This is a genomic window from Bradyrhizobium diazoefficiens USDA 110 (assembly GCF_000011365.1).
GTDB classification, from domain to species: domain Bacteria; phylum Pseudomonadota; class Alphaproteobacteria; order Rhizobiales; family Xanthobacteraceae; genus Bradyrhizobium; species Bradyrhizobium diazoefficiens.
In genome coordinates this window covers 2,788,759-2,805,758 of sequence record NC_004463.1, presented here as the reverse complement: position 1 = coordinate 2,805,758, position 17,000 = coordinate 2,788,759, and the positions used below count along the sequence as shown (strand labels likewise).

The 17,000-nt window shown below is 66.5% G+C and carries 18 protein-coding genes; 11 read left to right on the top strand and 7 right to left on the bottom strand.

Annotated features, from left to right (window positions below; genetic code table 11):
- The first annotated feature begins 17 nt into the window (after positions 1 to 17).
- The 4 genes from BJA_RS12625 to BJA_RS12610 all read left to right on the top strand — a co-directional run bounded on the left by BJA_RS12625 (position 18) and on the right by BJA_RS12610 (position 1,987).
- Complete coding sequence (locus BJA_RS12625; protein WP_011085349.1) at positions 18 to 518, top strand: hypothetical protein; 501 nt, start codon at positions 18 to 20, stop codon at positions 516 to 518.
- Positions 519 to 521: 3 nt separating this feature from the next.
- Positions 522 to 956, top strand: coding sequence for an NUDIX hydrolase (locus BJA_RS12620; RefSeq protein WP_011085348.1), 435 nt, complete (start codon positions 522 to 524; stop codon positions 954 to 956).
- 201 nt (positions 957 to 1,157) lie between these two features.
- Positions 1,158 to 1,535: a TIGR02301 family protein gene (locus tag BJA_RS12615; RefSeq protein WP_011085347.1), complete on the top strand. Its 378-nt coding sequence runs from the start codon at positions 1,158 to 1,160 to the stop codon at positions 1,533 to 1,535.
- Positions 1,536 to 1,720: 185 nt separating this feature from the next.
- A complete protein-coding gene (locus tag BJA_RS12610) occupies positions 1,721 to 1,987 on the top strand; it encodes a hypothetical protein (protein ID WP_008135624.1) in 267 nt (88 codons plus the stop codon).
- 196 nt (positions 1,988 to 2,183) lie between these two features.
- Here the strand turns inward: BJA_RS12610 and BJA_RS12605 are convergent, their stop codons facing one another.
- From BJA_RS12605 to BJA_RS12585, 5 genes are all read right to left on the bottom strand, one after another.
- Positions 2,184 to 2,504 carry a cupredoxin domain-containing protein gene (locus BJA_RS12605; protein ID WP_011085346.1) on the bottom strand — a complete coding sequence of 107 codons (321 nt, stop codon included), beginning with the start codon at positions 2,502 to 2,504 and terminating at the stop codon, positions 2,184 to 2,186.
- Positions 2,505 to 2,514: 10 nt separating this feature from the next.
- Complete coding sequence (locus BJA_RS12600; RefSeq protein ID WP_038965912.1) at positions 2,515 to 3,048, bottom strand: DUF4142 domain-containing protein; 534 nt, start codon at positions 3,046 to 3,048, stop codon at positions 2,515 to 2,517.
- Between the two features lie 93 nt (positions 3,049 to 3,141).
- Positions 3,142 to 3,846, bottom strand: coding sequence for an RNA polymerase sigma factor (locus BJA_RS12595; protein WP_038965913.1), 705 nt, complete (start codon positions 3,844 to 3,846; stop codon positions 3,142 to 3,144).
- A gap of 81 nt (positions 3,847 to 3,927) precedes the next feature.
- Positions 3,928 to 4,797, bottom strand: a complete 870-nt coding sequence (locus tag BJA_RS12590) for a sulfurtransferase (protein ID WP_011085343.1) — start codon at positions 4,795 to 4,797, stop codon at positions 3,928 to 3,930.
- Between the two features lie 180 nt (positions 4,798 to 4,977).
- On the bottom strand, positions 4,978 to 6,312 hold the full coding sequence (locus BJA_RS12585) for a dihydroorotase (RefSeq protein ID WP_011085342.1): 1,335 nt from the start codon (positions 6,310 to 6,312) through the stop codon (positions 4,978 to 4,980).
- 101 nt (positions 6,313 to 6,413) lie between these two features.
- Between BJA_RS12585 and BJA_RS12580 the strand changes: the two genes are divergently transcribed.
- The 6 genes from BJA_RS12580 (at position 6,414) to BJA_RS12555 (ending at position 12,921) form a co-directional block, all read left to right on the top strand.
- A complete protein-coding gene (locus tag BJA_RS12580; RefSeq protein ID WP_011085341.1) occupies positions 6,414 to 7,295 on the top strand; it encodes a YgfZ/GcvT domain-containing protein in 882 nt (293 codons plus the stop codon).
- Positions 7,292 to 7,918 carry a DNA-3-methyladenine glycosylase I gene (locus BJA_RS12575; RefSeq protein ID WP_011085340.1) on the top strand — a complete coding sequence of 209 codons (627 nt, stop codon included), beginning with the start codon at positions 7,292 to 7,294 and terminating at the stop codon, positions 7,916 to 7,918. Before BJA_RS12580 ends, BJA_RS12575 begins: the two co-directional genes overlap by 4 nt.
- The gene (locus BJA_RS12570) at positions 7,915 to 8,529 is read left to right on the top strand and encodes a YfbR-like 5'-deoxynucleotidase (protein ID WP_011085339.1); all 615 of its coding nucleotides are present in this window, start codon (positions 7,915 to 7,917) and stop codon (positions 8,527 to 8,529) included. Before BJA_RS12575 ends, BJA_RS12570 begins: the two co-directional genes overlap by 4 nt.
- Before the next feature lie 141 nt (positions 8,530 to 8,670).
- Positions 8,671 to 9,177, top strand: a complete 507-nt coding sequence (locus tag BJA_RS12565; RefSeq protein ID WP_011085338.1) for a tyrosine phosphatase family protein — start codon at positions 8,671 to 8,673, stop codon at positions 9,175 to 9,177.
- Positions 9,178 to 9,196: 19 nt separating this feature from the next.
- Positions 9,197 to 10,165, top strand: a complete 969-nt coding sequence (locus tag BJA_RS12560) for an NUDIX hydrolase (RefSeq protein WP_028175624.1) — start codon at positions 9,197 to 9,199, stop codon at positions 10,163 to 10,165.
- A gap of 50 nt (positions 10,166 to 10,215) precedes the next feature.
- Complete coding sequence (locus tag BJA_RS12555; RefSeq protein WP_011085336.1) at positions 10,216 to 12,921, top strand: DUF2339 domain-containing protein; 2,706 nt, start codon at positions 10,216 to 10,218, stop codon at positions 12,919 to 12,921.
- A gap of 3 nt (positions 12,922 to 12,924) precedes the next feature.
- Here the strand turns inward: BJA_RS12555 and BJA_RS12550 are convergent, their stop codons facing one another.
- Positions 12,925 to 14,613, bottom strand: a complete 1,689-nt coding sequence (locus BJA_RS12550) for a methyl-accepting chemotaxis protein (protein WP_038965915.1) — start codon at positions 14,611 to 14,613, stop codon at positions 12,925 to 12,927.
- On the opposite strand from BJA_RS12550, the gene BJA_RS12545 reads away from it, so the two are divergent.
- Positions 14,588 to 14,836 carry a hypothetical protein gene (locus BJA_RS12545; RefSeq protein ID WP_133415007.1) on the top strand — a complete coding sequence of 83 codons (249 nt, stop codon included), beginning with the start codon at positions 14,588 to 14,590 and terminating at the stop codon, positions 14,834 to 14,836. The genes BJA_RS12550 and BJA_RS12545 overlap by 26 nt on opposite strands.
- Positions 14,837 to 14,887: 51 nt before the next feature.
- Here the strand turns inward: BJA_RS12545 and BJA_RS12540 are convergent, their stop codons facing one another.
- Positions 14,888 to 16,858 carry a methyl-accepting chemotaxis protein gene (locus BJA_RS12540; RefSeq protein ID WP_038965916.1) on the bottom strand — a complete coding sequence of 657 codons (1,971 nt, stop codon included), beginning with the start codon at positions 16,856 to 16,858 and terminating at the stop codon, positions 14,888 to 14,890.
- Between the last annotated feature and the right edge of the window lie 142 nt (positions 16,859 to 17,000).

The following is a 17,000-nucleotide window of genomic DNA, read 5'->3' as shown; positions in this document are numbered from 1 at the left end:
CGTTAACACTGCGGCGAATGAGCTCAATGGCCTCCCAACCCGCGCGGACGCATGTACAGACGGGCCCCGAGGCAGCGGCCTGGGCCGAACGGCTGCGCGTGGCCAACATCAACCCGCGGACCGGGCTTGCCACCGACTATCTCAACCATTTCAATGAAGCGGTGATGCTGCTCGAAATGGTCCCGGACATGCCGGAATGCGCCGAAGACTTTCTGACCTGGTCGCCGCTGTCCTATGCCGAGCATTTCACGGCGTCGAACTTCAAGGCACGCGACCTCGCCATCGAAGCCTATGAGAAGGCCGATCCCAACGTGCGCGCCCAGTTCGACCACCTCACCGACACGATGACCTCGATTCTGACCGCGGTCGGCTCGGCCATGCGCGAGGTCGAGAAGGACACCACCCGCGTCCGCCTGGCCGAGCAGGCCACCCTCTGGGTCAAGCCGCTGATCGCTGCCTGCGGCGGCATCATCAATGGCGGGGCGGAAGCCGACGTCGACACCATCATGGCAAACTGAGCCGTGTCTGCGGTCGTCCAGCCCACCCATCCCCAGATTGCGGTCAGCGCCGCGATTTTTCGTGATGGCAAGGTGCTTCTGACCCGCCGCGCCCGATCGCCCGCCAAGGGGTTCTATTCGCTGCCCGGCGGCCGGGTCGAGTTCGGCGAATCGCTGCACCAGGCCCTGGTGCGCGAGGTGGACGAGGAGACCGGGCTCGCCATCGAGATCATTGGCCTTGCCGGCTGGCGCGAGGTGCTGCCGGCCACGGCCGGCGCCGGCCACTACCTGATCATGTCCTTTGCCGCCCGCTGGGCGGCCCGGGAGCCGGTTTTGAACGACGAGCTCGACGACTACCGCTGGATCGCCCCCGATGCCCTGGCGAGCCTCGGCGACATCAAGCTGACCGGGGGGCTGGAGGAGGTCATTCAATCCGCCGCGCGCTTGATTGAGGCATAGGCCGAGCCGCGGGCGCCGCTATACCTCTCCCGCTTGCGGGAGAGGTCGCGCCGAAGGCGCGGGTGAGGGCTTTCTCCTCTGGGGGGTTCTCGCTAGCGGAGGCACCCTCTCCCCAACCCTCCCCCGCAAGCGGGGGAGGGAGCACACCGCTCGCGCAGCCCGCCTTGCGCCCGCCGCCCTGAGGGGGCATACACCCCGCCGATGTCGACGCGATTTCTGGCCATTTTTGCCCTGATCCTCGCCTGCGCCTCGGTGCCCACGAGGGCCCAGGACGTGGCGGCGCCGTTTGACGCCGATTTGCAGCGGCTGGCGGAGATCCTCGGCGGCCTGCACTATCTGCGCGGCATTTGCGGGTCCAACGAGGGCAACAAATGGCGCAGCGAGATGCAGGCGCTGATCGATGCCGAAACCCCCTCCGGAGAGCGCCGCACCCGCATGATCGCCGGCTTCAACCGCGGCTATAACGGCTTCCAGCAGACCTACCGGAGCTGCACGCCGGCCGCCACCGTCGCGATCCGCCGCTACATCGAGGAAGGCTCGAAGATCTCGCGCGATCTCACGGCGCGCTACGCGAACTGATCTCGCCGTCATTCCGGGGCGCGCGTAGTACGAGCCCGGAATGACGGCGACGGGAACCCTGTCATCGTCTTTGTTCACAGCCATTAACCGTTCTTAAAGATGTGGCCTAGCGGGCGTTAATACGCGTGCTACACCACTCGCACAGCGCATCGCCGTGGATCGCGCCCCAGCCCTGATCGAGTTTCATGAGCCAGCCGATTTCCTACGCCCCCGCCCGCGCGCCGCTGCCCGACCACGAGCAGAAACAGGCCGCACTGAGCTATCTCAACGAGGCCTGGGCCGAAGCGCGCCATGACGGCGTCGACGGCGACTGCCTGGCGCAGGCGAGCCTGTTTGCGGCCTTTGCCGAGCTCGTCGGCACCTATGGCGAGGACGCGGTAGCGAAGTTCGTCGAGGGCTTTCCCGGCCGGATCCGCAACGGCGAATTCTCCGTCGACATCTCCCGGCAGTAAGCGCCTTTTCGAAAATGACCCCGCCACGCGGGCGGGGCCAGTTGACGGATGAATGACTTGGCGAACGGGATCTGGTGAACAGGTTCGCGAAGTCTGCTGCGTTTATCGCACGGAAGCCGGCTCCCCCGGACAAGCATTAGTCTCGCGATGACCGGGAGATATTCCCGCCACGATTGGGAATGCACTCCCTCCTCCCTCACGGCTCGACCTTGAGCGTCGCTTTCATGTTGGGATGATAGCGGCAGTAATAGTCGACCGCTCCCGCCTTCTTCAGAACGAACGTCGCCGATTTCTCGGGCTGTAACGTCACGTCGAAATCGCCGTTCTTCGCGGTGGCGGTGTGGGCGAAGACGTCCTTGTTGACCCACCTGATGGTGTCCCCGACCTTCGCCGACACCTCAGTCGGTGAGATCACGAGATTCTCCATCGTGATCTCGATGGTCGCCGCGTGCGCCGGGACGGCCATCGGCAGGAAGATGATCGCAAGCGCGATCGAAGCGAGGCGTCCCGGCTTCATCCCACGCTCCCTATTTCAGCTCGGCCGCGACGTGCTCGGCGTGCTGCTGATGGCCCTGGAAAATCTTCAGGCCGGTCTGCAACAGGCTCTTCAGCTCGGCATTGTTCGCCGACGGAATCAGCTGGGTCTCCAGCGCACCGTTGACCGCCTTGTGGTAGGCGACCTCGTTGACGACATAGGCCTTGTCGAAGGCCGCGCCGCTCAGCTTGTCGAGCTCAGCCAGCTTGTCACTCGCCTGCTTCGACAGCGCCTTGCTGGTGTCGTTGTCCTCGGGCGTGACGTTCAGCTTCTTGACCAGCGCGAGCGCCTGCTTGTTGACGGCCTCGTGGTCGCGCAGCATGTCCTCGGCAAACGCCTTGACGTCCTTGTTCTGCGCCTGTTTCTGCGCCTGCTTGGCGGCGTTGATGTCGATCACGCCCGCGGTGTAGGCGATATGGGCGATCTGCGGATCGGTCGGCTTGTCGGCTGCGCCGGCGCCTTGCAGCAGCGCGGGGCTCGACAACAAGATTGCTGCGGCAACAGCCGCGCTCCGTCGAATGAACATGGTTTGACACTCCTGTGCTGCCGGACGGGGTCCGCCGGCGCGTTGCTTCACAGGTGTTGGATGGGAATTTCGCGCAAACGTTCCCGAAAAACTTCAGCCGCCGACGCCGAGCCGCTTCAGCACCGACACGGTCAGGCGCTCGCAGCGCCAGCCCGCGAACGGGAACGCATCCATCATCACCGGACCGATCTCCTTCTCGACGTTCTCGCGCAGCATGGTGCGGGCGCGGTGCAACCGCGTCTTCACGGTTTCGGGCTTCACGCCGAGCAGATCGGCGGTCTCCTCGATGTTCATGCCCTCCATGACGCGTGCGATGAAGACCATGCGGAAGACATCCGGCAACTCGTCGATTGCGCGTTCGACGACGCGCTGGATTTCACGTTGGGCCATGGTCCTTTCCGGATCGCCTGCGGGTGAGACGGGAAATTTGATGATCTGCGCCTCGAGCGCGGCTTCGGGCACCGAGCTGAGCTCGACATGGGGCCTGGCACTTCGCGCCCGGCCGAGCGCTTCGTTGATGGCGATGCGCGACAGCCAGGTCGACAACCCGGATTCCCCGCGGAAGCCATCGAGATGGGTAAAGGCGCGGACATAGGTTTCCTGCACCACATCTTCGGCTTCGCTGTCGCTGCGCAGAATGCCGCGCGCGAGGCGGTAGAGCCTGCGGTTGTTGGCCTGCATGATCTCGCGCAGCGCGGACTCGTCGCGGCCTCGCGCACGATCGACCAGTTCCGCCTCCGAGGCCCTGAATTCTGAAGTCTTGGCGCCGGCGGACAGGCCGGCTGCGGTCCGTTGCATTGCGGTCACCTGCTTGTCTCCATTGGTTCCAGACATTGGATGCCGGCCCAAGGGAAAGGTTCCCAACTTTCTTACCTTCCCCTAGTCGGTCTCGATCGGCAGCGACGGATCCCTCGCCCATTCGCCCATCGATGCGTCGTAAAGCGTCAGCTTGTCGAAGCCGAGCTGCGTCAGCAGCAACAGGTCGATCGTCGCCGAGATGCCACCGCCGCAATAACAGATCACGGTCTTGTCGCGCGTAACGCCCTGGGCGGCGAATTTCGCTTCGGCATCGGCAAGGCTCGTCAGCGTCTTGTCCGCATTTGTGAGCGTTGCGGCTGATACGTTGACGCTGCCTGGAACTCGGCCGGGCCGGCCGTAGCGGCTCGGCTCGAGGCCGCGATGAAACTGCGGCCCGAGCGCATTGACGATCACGGTCGCGGGATCGCCTATCCGCGCCTTCACGACATTCTTGTCGACAAAGAAGCCCGCGCGCGGTGTGGCCTTGAAGGTCGTGGCGGGGTAGCCCTTCGGTGTGCCGGTCTCGACCGGTCGCCCCTCTTCCTTCCATTTGTCGAAACCGCCGTCGAGCACAAGCGCGTCGACGCCGAGCGAGCGCAGCATCCACCAGAACCGCGTCGCCCACATCATCGTGCCGATGCTGTAGAGCACGATGGTCTTGGACGCATCGAGGCCATGGCGGCCGAAGGCAGCTTCGAGCTGGGCCACACCGGGCATCATGAAGAACTGCTGCGCGGAGGCGTCGGAGAACTCGCCCTGAAGATCGAGGAAATCGGCGCCGGGGATGTGGCGCGCCGCGAAGGTCTTGTCGCCGGGAACGGCACGATACGGCAAGTCGCTGCCTGGCGGCACCGGTTCGTTATAGGTCGTGCAGTCGTAGAGGCGTAAGGCGGGATCGCCGAGGATGGCGGCGAGTTGTTCGGTGGAGATGAGGGGTGCCGGTTGGGGCATGCGATGACCTCTCCAACGTCGTCCTGGCGAAAGCCAGGACCCATTACCACAGCACTATATGGCTGCGGGCAGATCTGGCCACCAGTCTTCGCAACAATATCCGGTCGGGGTTATGGGTCCTGGCTTTCGCCAGGATGACACCGAGTCTGAGGCACGCACCGTGCCGCGGCGCGCCAAGCCCTACGCCTTCAGCGTCTCCAGAAACCGCACCGGCTCGCCTTGCGATGGCGTCACCAGCTCGCCCTGCCACATCACGCGGCGGCCGCGGATGAAGGTGCCGACGGGCCAGCCCGTGACGCGGACGCCGTCGTAAGGGGTCCAACCGGCCTTGGACGCCACCCATTTGTTGGTGATGGTTTCGCTGCGCTTCAAGTCGACGACGGTGAAATCGGCGTCGTAACCGGCCGCGATGCGGCCCTTGCAGGCCATGTTGTAGAGGCGCGCGGGGCCGGCGCTGGTGAGATCGACAAACCGCGCCAGCGACAGGCGGCCGGCGTTGACGTGATCGAGCATGAGCGGCACCAGCGTCTGCACGCCGGTCATGCCCGAGGGCGAAGCGGGATAGGTCTTCTGCTTTTCTTCCAGCGTATGCGGGGCGTGATCGGAGCCGAGCACGTCGATGATGCCCTGCTCGATGCCGCGCCAGATGCCGGCGCGGTGATCGGCCCCGCGCACAGGCGGGTTCATCTGCGCCAGCGTGCCGAGCCGCTCGTAGCATTCGGGCGCGACCAGCGTGAGATGATGCGGCGTCGCCTCGCAGGATGCGACGTCCTTGTGGTCGCGCAAAAACTCGATCTCTTCCTTGGTCGAGATGTGCAGCACGTGGATGCGCTTGCCCGTCTCATGCGCGAGCTTGACCAGGCGCTGCGTCGCCATCAGCGCCGCGGTCTCGTCGCGCCAGACCGGATGCGAGCGCGGATCGCCCTCGATGCGCAGCGGCTTGCGCTCGTTGAGGCGGTATTCGTCCTCGGCGTGGAACGCGGCGCGGCGGCGGATCACCTGGAAGATGCGGCGCAGGCTCTCGTCGTCCTCGACCAGCAGCGCGCCGGTCGAGGAGCCGATGAACACTTTGACGCCCGCGCAGCCGGGCGCGCGTTCCAGCACCGGCAGGTCCTGCACGTTCTCGCGGGTGCCGCCGATGAAGAAGGCGAAGTCGCAATGCATGCGATGACGGGCGCGCTTCACCTTGTCGGTGAAGCTGGCCTCGGTCACGGTGAGCGGCGATGTGTTCGGCATCTCGAACACGGCGGTGACGCCGCCCATCACGGCGCTGCGCGAGCCGGTCTCGAGGTCTTCCTTCTGATCCAGCCCGGGCTCGCGAAAATGCACCTGCGTGTCCATCACGCCGGGCAGGATGTGCAGGCCCTTGCAGTCGATCACCTCGGCGGCGGAGGCTTGCGACAGCGCGCCGATCTCGGCGATGCGGCCGCTCGCAATGCCGATGTCGCGCAGGCCCTCGCCGTCCTGGTTGACGACAGTGCCGCCCCTGAGGATCACATCGAAACGCTGGGTCATGGCTGAAGGCCCCTCTCATCCCCAAGCGCAGGGCTCGAGGTCTTGTCGTTTATGCGCTGCGGGCTTACGTTCCGGAGCAACATGTCGCAAGAGATTTTCTCATGAAATCAGCGTTTCTTCCCGACCGGGGCGTGGTCAAGGTCGCGGGCGAGGATGCGCGCAACTTCCTCAACGGCCTCGTCACGACCGACCTCGACAGGCTGAAGCCGGGCTTGGGGCGATTCGGCGCGCTGCTGACGCCGCAGGGCAAGATCATCGTCGATTTCCTGATCACGGAGGTGCCGGCCGGCCATGGCGGCGGGTTCCTGATCGACTGCCCCAAAGCGCTGGCCGAGGGCCTCGCGACCAAGCTGAAATTCTACAAGCTGCGCGCCAAGGCCACCGTGGAAAACCTCTCCGACGATCTCGGCGTGCTCGCCGCCTGGGACGGCGCGCTCGCGGCCCAGCCGGACCTTGCCTTCGCCGATCCGCGCCATGACGGGCTCGGCACCCGCATCCTGATCCCCGAGGATCTCAAGCAGAAGCTGTCCGACCTCATCGGCGCCGAGCTGGTCGACGCGGCCGCCTATGAGGCACATCGCATCGCGCTTGGCGTGCCGCGCGGCGGGCTCGACTTCATGTACAGCGATGCATTCCCGCACGAGACCAATATGGACCGCCTCGCCGGCGTCGATTTCGACAAGGGCTGCTATGTCGGCCAGGAGGTCGTCTCGCGCATGCAGCATCGCGGCACCGCGCGCACCCGCAGCGTCAAGGTGCTGCTCGACGGACCCTCGCCCGAGATTGGTGCTGCCATTCTCGCCGGCGACAAGCCGGTCGGCACCATTGGCTCTTCTGCCGATGGCAAGGGCATCGCGCTGGTGCGCATCGACCGCGTCGCCGACGCGCTCGATGCCGGCCAGCCGCTCACGGCTGGCGGACTTGCCTTGACGCTCGCCGAACCTGAAGTCGTACGCATTCCAGCCAAGCAGCCCACCGCATGAGCCGCGCCCCTCGCCTGCATCCCGACGGCCTGACCCGCTGCCCCTGGCCGGGCGAAGATCCGCTCTATGTCGCCTATCACGACACCGAGTGGGGCGTGCCTGAATATGACGACCGCGCGTTGTACGAGAAGCTGATCCTCGATGGCTTCCAGGCCGGCCTGTCCTGGATCACGATTTTGCGCAAGCGCGACAATTTCCGCAAAGCCTTCGACGATTTCCAGCCGGAGAAGATCGCGCGCTACAATGCCAAGAAGGTGCACGCGCTGATGAACGATGCCGGCATCGTGCGCAACCGCGCCAAGATCGACGGCGCGATCCTGAGTGCGAAGTCCTATCTGGACATCATGGAGAAGGGGCCGGGCTTCTCGAAGCTGCTGTGGGACTTCATGGACGGAAGGCCCAAGGTCAACAACTTCAAGACCACGGCGAGCGTGCCGGCCTCCACGCCGCTGTCGGTGCAGATCTCCAAGGAGCTGTCCTCGCGCGGCTTCAAGTTCGTCGGCCCGACCATCGTCTACGCCTTCATGCAGGCGACCGGCATGGTCAACGACCATCTCGTCGACTGCCATTGTCACGCCAGCTGCGGCAAGACGCAGCGCAAGCCGCGCCTCAAGGTCAAATGAGCGCGAAGAAGTCGGCACGCGGCGCGGAGTCCCGCGCCTGGCAGCGCATGCTGTCGGGCCGGCGGCTCGATCTGCTCGATCCCTCTCCGCTCGACATCGAGATCGCCGACATCGCGCATGGGCTGGCGCGCGTGGCGCGCTGGAACGGGCAGACGACAGGCGCGCACATCTTCTCGGTCGCGCAGCACACGCTGCTGGTGGAGACCGTGATGCGGCACGAAACGCCGCGCGTGGACCAGCGCGTGCGGCTCGCAGCCCTGCTGCACGACGCGCCCGAATACGTGATCGGCGACATGATCTCGCCGTTCAAGGCCGTGCTTGACGGCCATTACAAGGCGGTCGAGAAGCGCCTGCTCGGCGCCATCCACATCCGCTTCGGCCTGCCGCCGGTGCTGCCCGACGAGATCACGCTGGCCATCAAGGCCGCCGATCGCGGCGCGGCTTACCTCGAGGCGACCGAGCTCGCCGGCTTCAGCGATGCCGAGGCGAGGCGCCTGTTCGGCAAGGATCCCGGCCTGCCCGACAGCGTCCGGCGCGACTATCTCACGCCCTGGACGGCGGCGCGGGCTGAGAAGCAGTTCCTGGAGCGGTTTGGCGCGGTGTTTGCGTAGCATCATCCCTTCGTAGGGTGGGCAAAGCGAAGCGTGCCCACCAAACAAGGCGAGATGAGCGCAGTTGCGAAATGGTGGGCACGGCGCGATGCGCCTTTGCCCACCCTACGGCCGCGGCTATAATCAACGAAAAGGTCCGCCATGATCCACGTCTGTTCCCTCGCCGCGCTTCCCGAAACCGTCCGCCTCACCGGGGCCAGCCACGTGCTGACCGTGATGGCCAATGTCGAGCAGGTGGCGCGGCCGGTGTCGGTGCTGCCGGCCAACCATCTCAAGGTGTCGATGGACGACATCACCGAGGAGATGGACGGCTTTGTCGCGCCGTCGGAGGCCCATATCGACCAGGTGCTGAACTTCGTGCGCCGCTGGGAACGCAGCGCGCCGCTGGTGGTGCATTGCTACGCCGGCATCAGCCGCTCCACCGCGAGCGCCTTCGCCGCGGCCTGCGCCCTCAATCCGCATCGCGACGAGATCGAGATCGCGAAGAAGATCCGCGCGGCCTCGCCGATCGCATCGCCGAACCGGCGCATCGTCGGCCTCGCCGACCGCGCGCTGGGACGCGAGGGCCGCATGCTGCGCGCGCTCGACGAGATGGGCCCGGGCGCGATGATGGTCGAGGGTCGCCCCTTCGTGATCGAGCTCGAATGACAGCAGCGAAGTGAGCCGCATGAGCGAGACGCTGCTGACGCCGATCGAGATCGGCCTGACCGCCGCGATCGTCGCGATCGAAGACCATGAACCGCTGATCCTCACCGCGCGCGGCAGCGACGGCCTGGCGGGCCTGCCGTTCGGCCCGTTCGATGCGCTGAGCCATCGGACCTTCGAGATCGGCCTGCGCGCCTGGGTCGAGGAGCAGGCGGGCTTGCGGCTCGGCTATGTCGAGCAGCTCTATACGTTCGGCGATCGCGGCCGTCATGCGGAGGCCGGCGACACCGGCGCGCATATGGTGTCGATCGGATATCTCGCACTCACCCGCGCCGTCGACGGCGAACTCGCAGCAACCGGGGCGAGCTTCGAGCCGTGGTATCGCTTCCTCCCCTGGGAGGACTGGCGCGAGGAGCCGCCGGCGATCATCGCCCGCGACATCATCCCGGCGCTGACGACATGGGCGGAACAGGAGACGCCGGAGACGACGCGCGCATTGCCGCGCAGGGACCGCGTGCGGTTCTATTTCGGCCTCGATGGCGCGCCCTGGGACGAGGAGCGCGTGCTCGACCGCTACGAGCTGCTCTATGAGGCCGGGCTGATCGAGGAGGCGCGGCGCGACGGCCGACCTGCGGCATTAGCACGCAAGGCGCTTCCCGCACTCGGCACCTCCATGCGGTTCGATCATCGCCGGATCCTCGCCACCGCGATCGCGCGGCTGCGCGCAAAACTGAAGTATCGTCCTGTGGTCTTTGAACTTTTGCCCGCCGAGTTCACACTCACCGAATTGCAGCATACGGTGGAGGCGATCTCCGGCCGGCACCTGCACAAGCAGAATTTCCGCCGCCTGGTCGAAACGGAAGCCCTGGTCGAACCGACCGGCGTGATGTCGACACAGACTGGCGGACGGCCGGCGGCGCTCTACCGCTTCCGCCGCGACGTGCTCCAGGAGCGGCCCGCGCCGGGCTTGCGCATGCGCTCCCGGCGCTAGATACGACATTTGCGCGATCGGCCCCTGCCCGCCGGTTGCCTGGAGGCTTCATGTTCGACGGCCCGTTTGACGTCTTTGCGCTGATCATTGCGATCATCGCCTTCCTGATCGCGATCAAGGCCTCCAACCAGGCGGCCGAGCTGCGCCGCCGGCTGAGCTCGCTCGAAGAGATGGTTTACACGCAACGGCGAGTGCAGCCGCCGCCGCTGATGCCCGCACCGGTGCAGGCTGAAGCGCCCGCGACAACTCCGGCCGAGCCACCGCCGCTCGCGCCCGAGGCCGAGGCGCCGCCGCCGCTCGTCACCGAAGTGGCTGCGCCGCCACCGCTCGAAGCGGGCACCGGAGCCGATGCACCGCCTCCGCTGCCGGCGCTTGATATTAGAGAGCCTGGCTTCGAGGAGCGTCTCGGCACGCGCTGGGTGGTGTGGATCGGCGGCCTTGCGCTCGCGCTCGGCGGCTTCTTCATGGTGCGCTATTCGATCGAGGCCGGCCTCGTCGGCCCCGGCGTGCGCGTGTTCCTCGGCGGCCTGTTCGCAGCCGCGCTGCTCGGCGCCGGCGAATGGTCGCGGCGCAAGGAGAGCATCTCCAACATCGCGGCGCTGCCGATCGCCAATATTCCCGCGATCCTCACCGCGGCCGGCACGGCCGTCGCGTTCGCGACCATCTATGCCGCCTACGCGCTCTATGGCTTCCTCGTGCCTGCGACCGCCTTCGTGCTGCTCGGCCTCGTCGCACTCGGCACGCTTGCCGCCGCCCTGCTGCACGGGCCCGCGCTCGCCGGCCTCGGCGTGGTCGGCGCGTTCGTGACCCCGCTCCTCGTCTCCAGCGGCAAGCCGGACTATTGGGCGCTCTACATCTATCTTGCGATCGTCACCGCCGCGAGCTTCGGCCTTGCCCGCATCCGGCTGTGGCGCTGGCTTGCGGTGACCACGATCGCCTTCGCTGTGCTCTGGATCTTCCCGGGTCTGGACACCAGTGACGTGCAGGTCGCGCCGCACGCCTTCCATGCGATCGCGGGATTCGTGCTGGCTGCGCTGCTCGTCGTCTGCGGCTTCATGTTCGGGCCCAGCATCGAGGACGGCGAGATCGAGCCGGTGTCGTCGAGCTCGCTCGGCGCCTATCTGTTCGGCGCGATGCTGATCGTGCTGTCGAGCGCGCATGCGGATCTGGCGCTGATCGCCTTCACGCTTCTCGTCGGTGCGACGCTGTTCGTCGCCTGGCGCGCGCCGGCAGCGACCGGCGCGCTGGGCGCGGCCGCGGCGACCGTCTTCATCGTGTTCGCCGAGTGGGCGGTGCGCGCCAATCCCGACATGCTGGTGCTGCCCGGCGGCCCCTTGCCCGGCATCGGACCGGTCGCGACCGACAGCTCCGTGACGCTGCATCTGGTGACGGCCGCGATCTTCGCCGCCGGCTTCGGCATGGCCGGCTTTTTCGCGCAGGGCCGCTCGAACTCGGCGATCATTCCGGTGGTGTGGTCGGCGGCGGGTGTCGCCACGCCCATTGCGATCCTCGTTGCGCTCTATGCACGCATTGCCCATCTGGATCGCTCGATCCCGTTCGCGATCCTCGCGGTGCTGCTTGCCGCGGCCTTTGCCGCCGCCACCGAAGCGCTTGCGCGCCGCGAAGATCGGCCGGGCGCTGCGACCTCCGTCGCGCTGTTCGCGACCGGCACGCTCGGCGCGCTGGCGCTGGCGCTGACCTTCGCGCTCGAGAAGGGCTGGCTCACGATTGCACTGGCGCTGATGTCGCTCGGCACCGCCTGGATCTCGCTGCAGCGCCCGATCCCGGTCCTGCGCCGGCTCGCGGCCATTTTCGCCGCGATCGTCACCGCGCGCATCGTCTATGATCCGCGCATCGTCGGCGATGCCGTCGGCACGACGCCGATCTTCAATTGGCTGCTGTGGGGCTACGGCCTGCCGGCAGTCTCGTTCTGGGGCGCGAGCATCTTCCTGCGCCGCCGCGGCGACGATGCGCCGCTGCGCATGGTGGAAGCCGCCGCGATCCTGTTCACCGCGCTGCTCGCCTTCATGGAGATCCGGCACTTTGCGACTGGAGGCCAGATGACGTCTGCGCCGTCGCTGCTCGAATGCGCGCTGCAAGTCTGCGTCGCGTTCGCCATGGCGATCGGGCTGGAACGGCTGAGGCTGCGCAGCCGCAGTATCGTGCACAATGTCGGCGCGGTGGTGCTCACGGCCATCGGCGGGCTCATCAGCGTGTTCGGCCTACTGATCCTGGAGAACCCGCTGCTGTGGCATATCGACGTCGGCGGCGCCGTGTTCAACCTGCTGCTGCTCGGCTACGCGCTGCCGGCGGTGCTGATGCTGCTGCTGTCCTATGCGGTGGTCGGCGAGCGTGGCAAGGCCTATGCCAACACCATCGCTGGCGGCGCGCTCGTGTTCGCGCTCGCCTATGTCACGCTGGAGATCCGCCGCTTCTATCACGGCCCGATCCTGTCCAGCGGCGAGACGACGGGGGCCGAGCAATACACCTACTCGATCGGCTGGCTCGCCTTCGGCGTGGTGCTGCTCGGCGTCGGCATCCTCGTCAACTCGGAGCGCGCGCGGCTTGCGTCCGCCGCCGTCATCGCGCTGACGATCCTGAAGGCCTTCGTGATCGACATGTCGACGCTGACAGGCGTTTACCGCGCGCTGTCGTTCATGTGCCTCGGCGTCGTGCTGGTCGCGATCGGATGGCTCTACCAGCGCATCCTGTTCCGGCGGCAGGCTCCGCCGCCGGCTCCACAGACGGGAAGTTGAAGATCAGGCCGCGCGGACCGAATCCAGGAACTGCGCGACCTCGACCTTGAGGCGCGTGCTGTCGGTCGCCAGCGATTTCGCCGCCGACAGCACTTCGGTCGAGGCCTCGCCGGTCTCGATCGCACCGCGCTGCACGTCCGTGATGTTCGCCGAGACCTCCTGCGTGCCGACCGAGGCCTGCTGGACGTTGCGCGAGATCTCCTGCGTGGCGGCGCCCTGCTCCTCGACGGCCGCGGCGATCGCCGCGGACACTTCGGACAGCCGCTCGATGGTGCCGCCGATCTCCTGGATAGCGCTGACGGATTCCTGCGTTGCAGCCTGGATGCCCGAAACCTGGGCCCCGATCTCGCCGGTCGCCTTCGCGGTCTGCTCGGCCAATGCCTTGACCTCGGAGGCGACGACCGCAAAGCCGCGGCCGGCCTCGCCGGCGCGCGCCGCCTCGATGGTCGCGTTCAGCGCCAGCAAATTGGTCTGGCCTGCGATCGTGTTGATGAGCTCGACGACGTCGCCGATGCGGGAGGCGGCCTGCGACAGCGCGTTGACGCGCTCGTTGGTCCGCGCCGCCTGCTCGACGGCTTCCGCCGCCATCCGCGCCGAATCCTGCACGCGGCGGCTGATCTCGGTGATCGAGGACGACAGCTCCTCCGAGGCGGAGGCCACGGCCTGGACGTTGGTGGAGGCTTCCTCGGAGGCTGCCGCCACGACGGTCGCGAGCTCCTGCCCACGCCGCGCGGTGCTGGTCAACGTCGACGCCGACGCCTCGAGCTCGGTCGAGGCCGAGGAGACAGTGCCGACGACTTCGCCGATCATGGCTTCGAACTTGCGGGTAATGGCATCGACACGGCGGCCGCGCTCGATCTTGGCTTCGGCGTCGGCGGCGGCGGCCTCGTCGGCAGCCTTCTTGGCGATCAGCGCTTCCTTGAAGATCTGGAGCGCATCCGCCATCGAGCCGATCTCGGTCTTCTCGCCGCGATGCGGCACCTCGGCCGAAAGGTCGCCCTCGCCGAGCGACTGCATCGGACGGATGATCGAGGCAATACCACGCGAAACGTCGCGCACGAGATAATAGGCGGCGGCGATCGCAATCACGACCGAGAACACGATGATGCCGACCAGCACGCGGAAGATCATGGCGTAGCTGTCGGCCGCCTGCTTGGTCTCCAGCTCTGCACCCCGGTTGTTGAGCTCGATGCCCTTCTGGAGCAACGGATCGGCCGCCTGGGCCATCTTGGCGACCTTGGTCTGCAACAGCTCGTTGGCCTCGATCGGGAAACGACCGACGCTCTTGCGCGACAGCGCCATCACGTCCTGCACGCCGTTCAGATACTCGGCCCACGCCTTGGTCCATTGCCCGTAGAGCGAGCGCTCCTCGGCGGTCGTGATCAGCGGCTCGTAGACCTTGCGCGTCTGGTCGATGCGCCCCTGCAGCGAGGCGAGGCGCTTCTCGGCCGCATCCTTGCCTTCCGCGCTGTCCTGCATCAGATGCAGACGGAGCGCGACGCGCAGCTCATTGATGTCGGCGCGAAGCGAACCGAGCGCGCGCACGCTCGGCAGCCAGCTCTCCGCGATCTCGACCGTATGCGCATTGATGTTCTGCATGGTGCCGATCGCGGTCACGCCGACGCCGGCGAGTGACAGCACGAGGACCGACAACACGGCCAGAAGCTTGAAGACGATCGACAACTTCGACATCACGACAAATCCCGATGATACCCGGCAACGCGTGAATCGCCTGCGCCGCAATCGTCGCGACGGGCGACAGGGCGGAAGTCAATTCATCGATGCTGGCTGGTTCTTATCCCATGAGATTGCGCCTAATAGTCGCAAACAGGCGTTAACAGGAACCTACGTAAAATTACGGGACCGCCCGCGTCGTCGTTATTTTCCCTGCAACTATCTGTTGCGGCAGCACTGATATCTCGTGTTGCGATGCGGTCGACGCAGCACAACATCGAACGGAACGCCGTCACGCCGCCCGCACCGACTCCAGGAAGCGCGCGACCTCGCTCTTCAGCCGGTTGCTCTCCTGAGACAGCGAATGCGCGGCCGAATGCACCTGCGCCGAGGCGGCTCCGGTCTCGCCGGCACCGCGCTGGACGTCGGCGATATTCGCCGAGACTTCGGAGGTGCCGTGCGCGGCATGCTGGATGTTGCGGGAGATCTCCTGCGTCGCGGCGCCCTGCTCCTCCACCGCGGCCGCGATGGTCGACGAGATCTCCGACATCCGCGCGATGGTGTCGCCGATCTCCTTGATCGCGCCGACGGAGTCGTCCGTCGCGGCCTGGATCGCACCGATGTGCTGGCCGATCTCGCCCGTGGCCTTCGCGGTCTGCTCGGCGAGCGCCTTCACTTCGGTTGCGACCACCGCAAAGCCCTTGCCGGCCTCGCCCGCCCGCGCCGCCTCGATCGTCGCGTTGAGCGCCAGCAGGTTGGTCTGGGCGGCGATGGTGTTGATCAGCTCCACCACGTCGCCGATCCGGGAGGCCGCCTTGGTCAATTCGGCGACGCGCGCATTGGTGCGCTGGGCCTGCCCGACCGCGACGTCGGCGACGCGCGCCGATTCCTGCACCTGGCGGCTGATCTCGGAGATCGAGGAGGTCATCTCCTCGCTCGCGGATGACACCGACTGCACGTTGGCGGACGCCTCTTCCGAGGCCGCCGCCACGGCGGTGGCAAGCCCGTTGCCGCGCTCGGCGGCCTGCGTCAGCGTGTTGGAGGAGGCCTCGAGCTCGGTTGCCGCCGACGACACGGTCTCGATGATCTCGCCGACCGCGCCTTCGAACCTGTCGGCGAGCCGCTGCATGTCGGCCTTGCGCTGTTCGCGCCCGCGCGCGTCCGCTTCCGCCTGTTCGGCGCGCAGCCGCTCGGCTTCCGCCATGTTGGTCCTGAACACCTCGACCGCACCGGCCATCTCGCCGATCTCGTCCCTGCGGCCGACGCCGGGAACGGAAATCGAGAGCTCGCCGCGCGCAAGCCGGGTCATCGCACCGATCATCGCACCGAGTGCCTTCGAGATCGAGCGTCCCAGCAGGAAGCCGACGGCGGCAAGCACGATGACGGTGACGCCGAAGGCGACGACCATCCAAAGACGCACGGCCTCGCGCGTGGCAGCTTCGGCGGCGTCCGCCCGCCTGGACATCGCATCGACCGCGGTCCGCACCTCCGCCATGACAGGCTCGACCTCGCGGAAGGTCTTCATCATGCTGGCGTCAAGGGCCGCGCTCTGCTGCGCGGTCTCGGCCCAGGCCGTGAACTCGGACTGGTATTTCTGGAGCTTGGCCATGATGTCGTTCATCGCCGCCGTCGGGATTGCGACGACCTCTATCGCCTTGGAGAATTCAACCGCGGCCTTCTTCACCTCGGCGATGTACTTGGGGTCGCGCCGTAGCATGAAGTCCTTCTCGTGCCGGCGCATCATCAGCATCCAGGTCGTCGTCCTGGGATCGTCGATCTCCTTCAGCTTGGCCTCGATGTCGTGCACCGCGGCGCGGAGCGAACCGGACAGGCCGACCGTCTCGTTCAGACCGAGCCTGGTCTCGGCGGCCACCAATGCGCCGAAGTCCGACGCGTATCGCTTGAAGCCGTCCTGGGCCTGCTTCATCTTGTCGGACAGCACGCTCATGCCGCCCGCCGCCATCAGCCGCTGCACCTCATCGAAATCGCGGTTGATCGGCCCGATCAGCTCGGCATGCGCCTTGGCGTAGCTCTCGGCCCGGCGCTGCAAGAAGTTCTTCTCGTTGCGGCGTGCCTCCAGCATCTCGATCGAGAGCTGCTTGTCGAGATCAGCGATCGCGCGGGCACGATTGGCAATGTCGCGCGATGCGTCCTGGGAAAGGCTGCCGATCTCGTAGATCGCGCCGAAGGCGACGAGACCCAACAGTCCGAACAGTCCGATCGCCATGACCTTGTGAGTGAGGCGAATGGAAAGGCCACTCATGGAATGTGCTCCAAGACGATTGATACGCAATGCAGGGAGGGCGGCTGGGCGCGCGGAATATTGCGGAGATGATGCCTGCATCGCTTTTCCGGAAGGTTAACCGTGCAGCTCTTCTGATCGCGCATCCAGCCGCGAACGCATG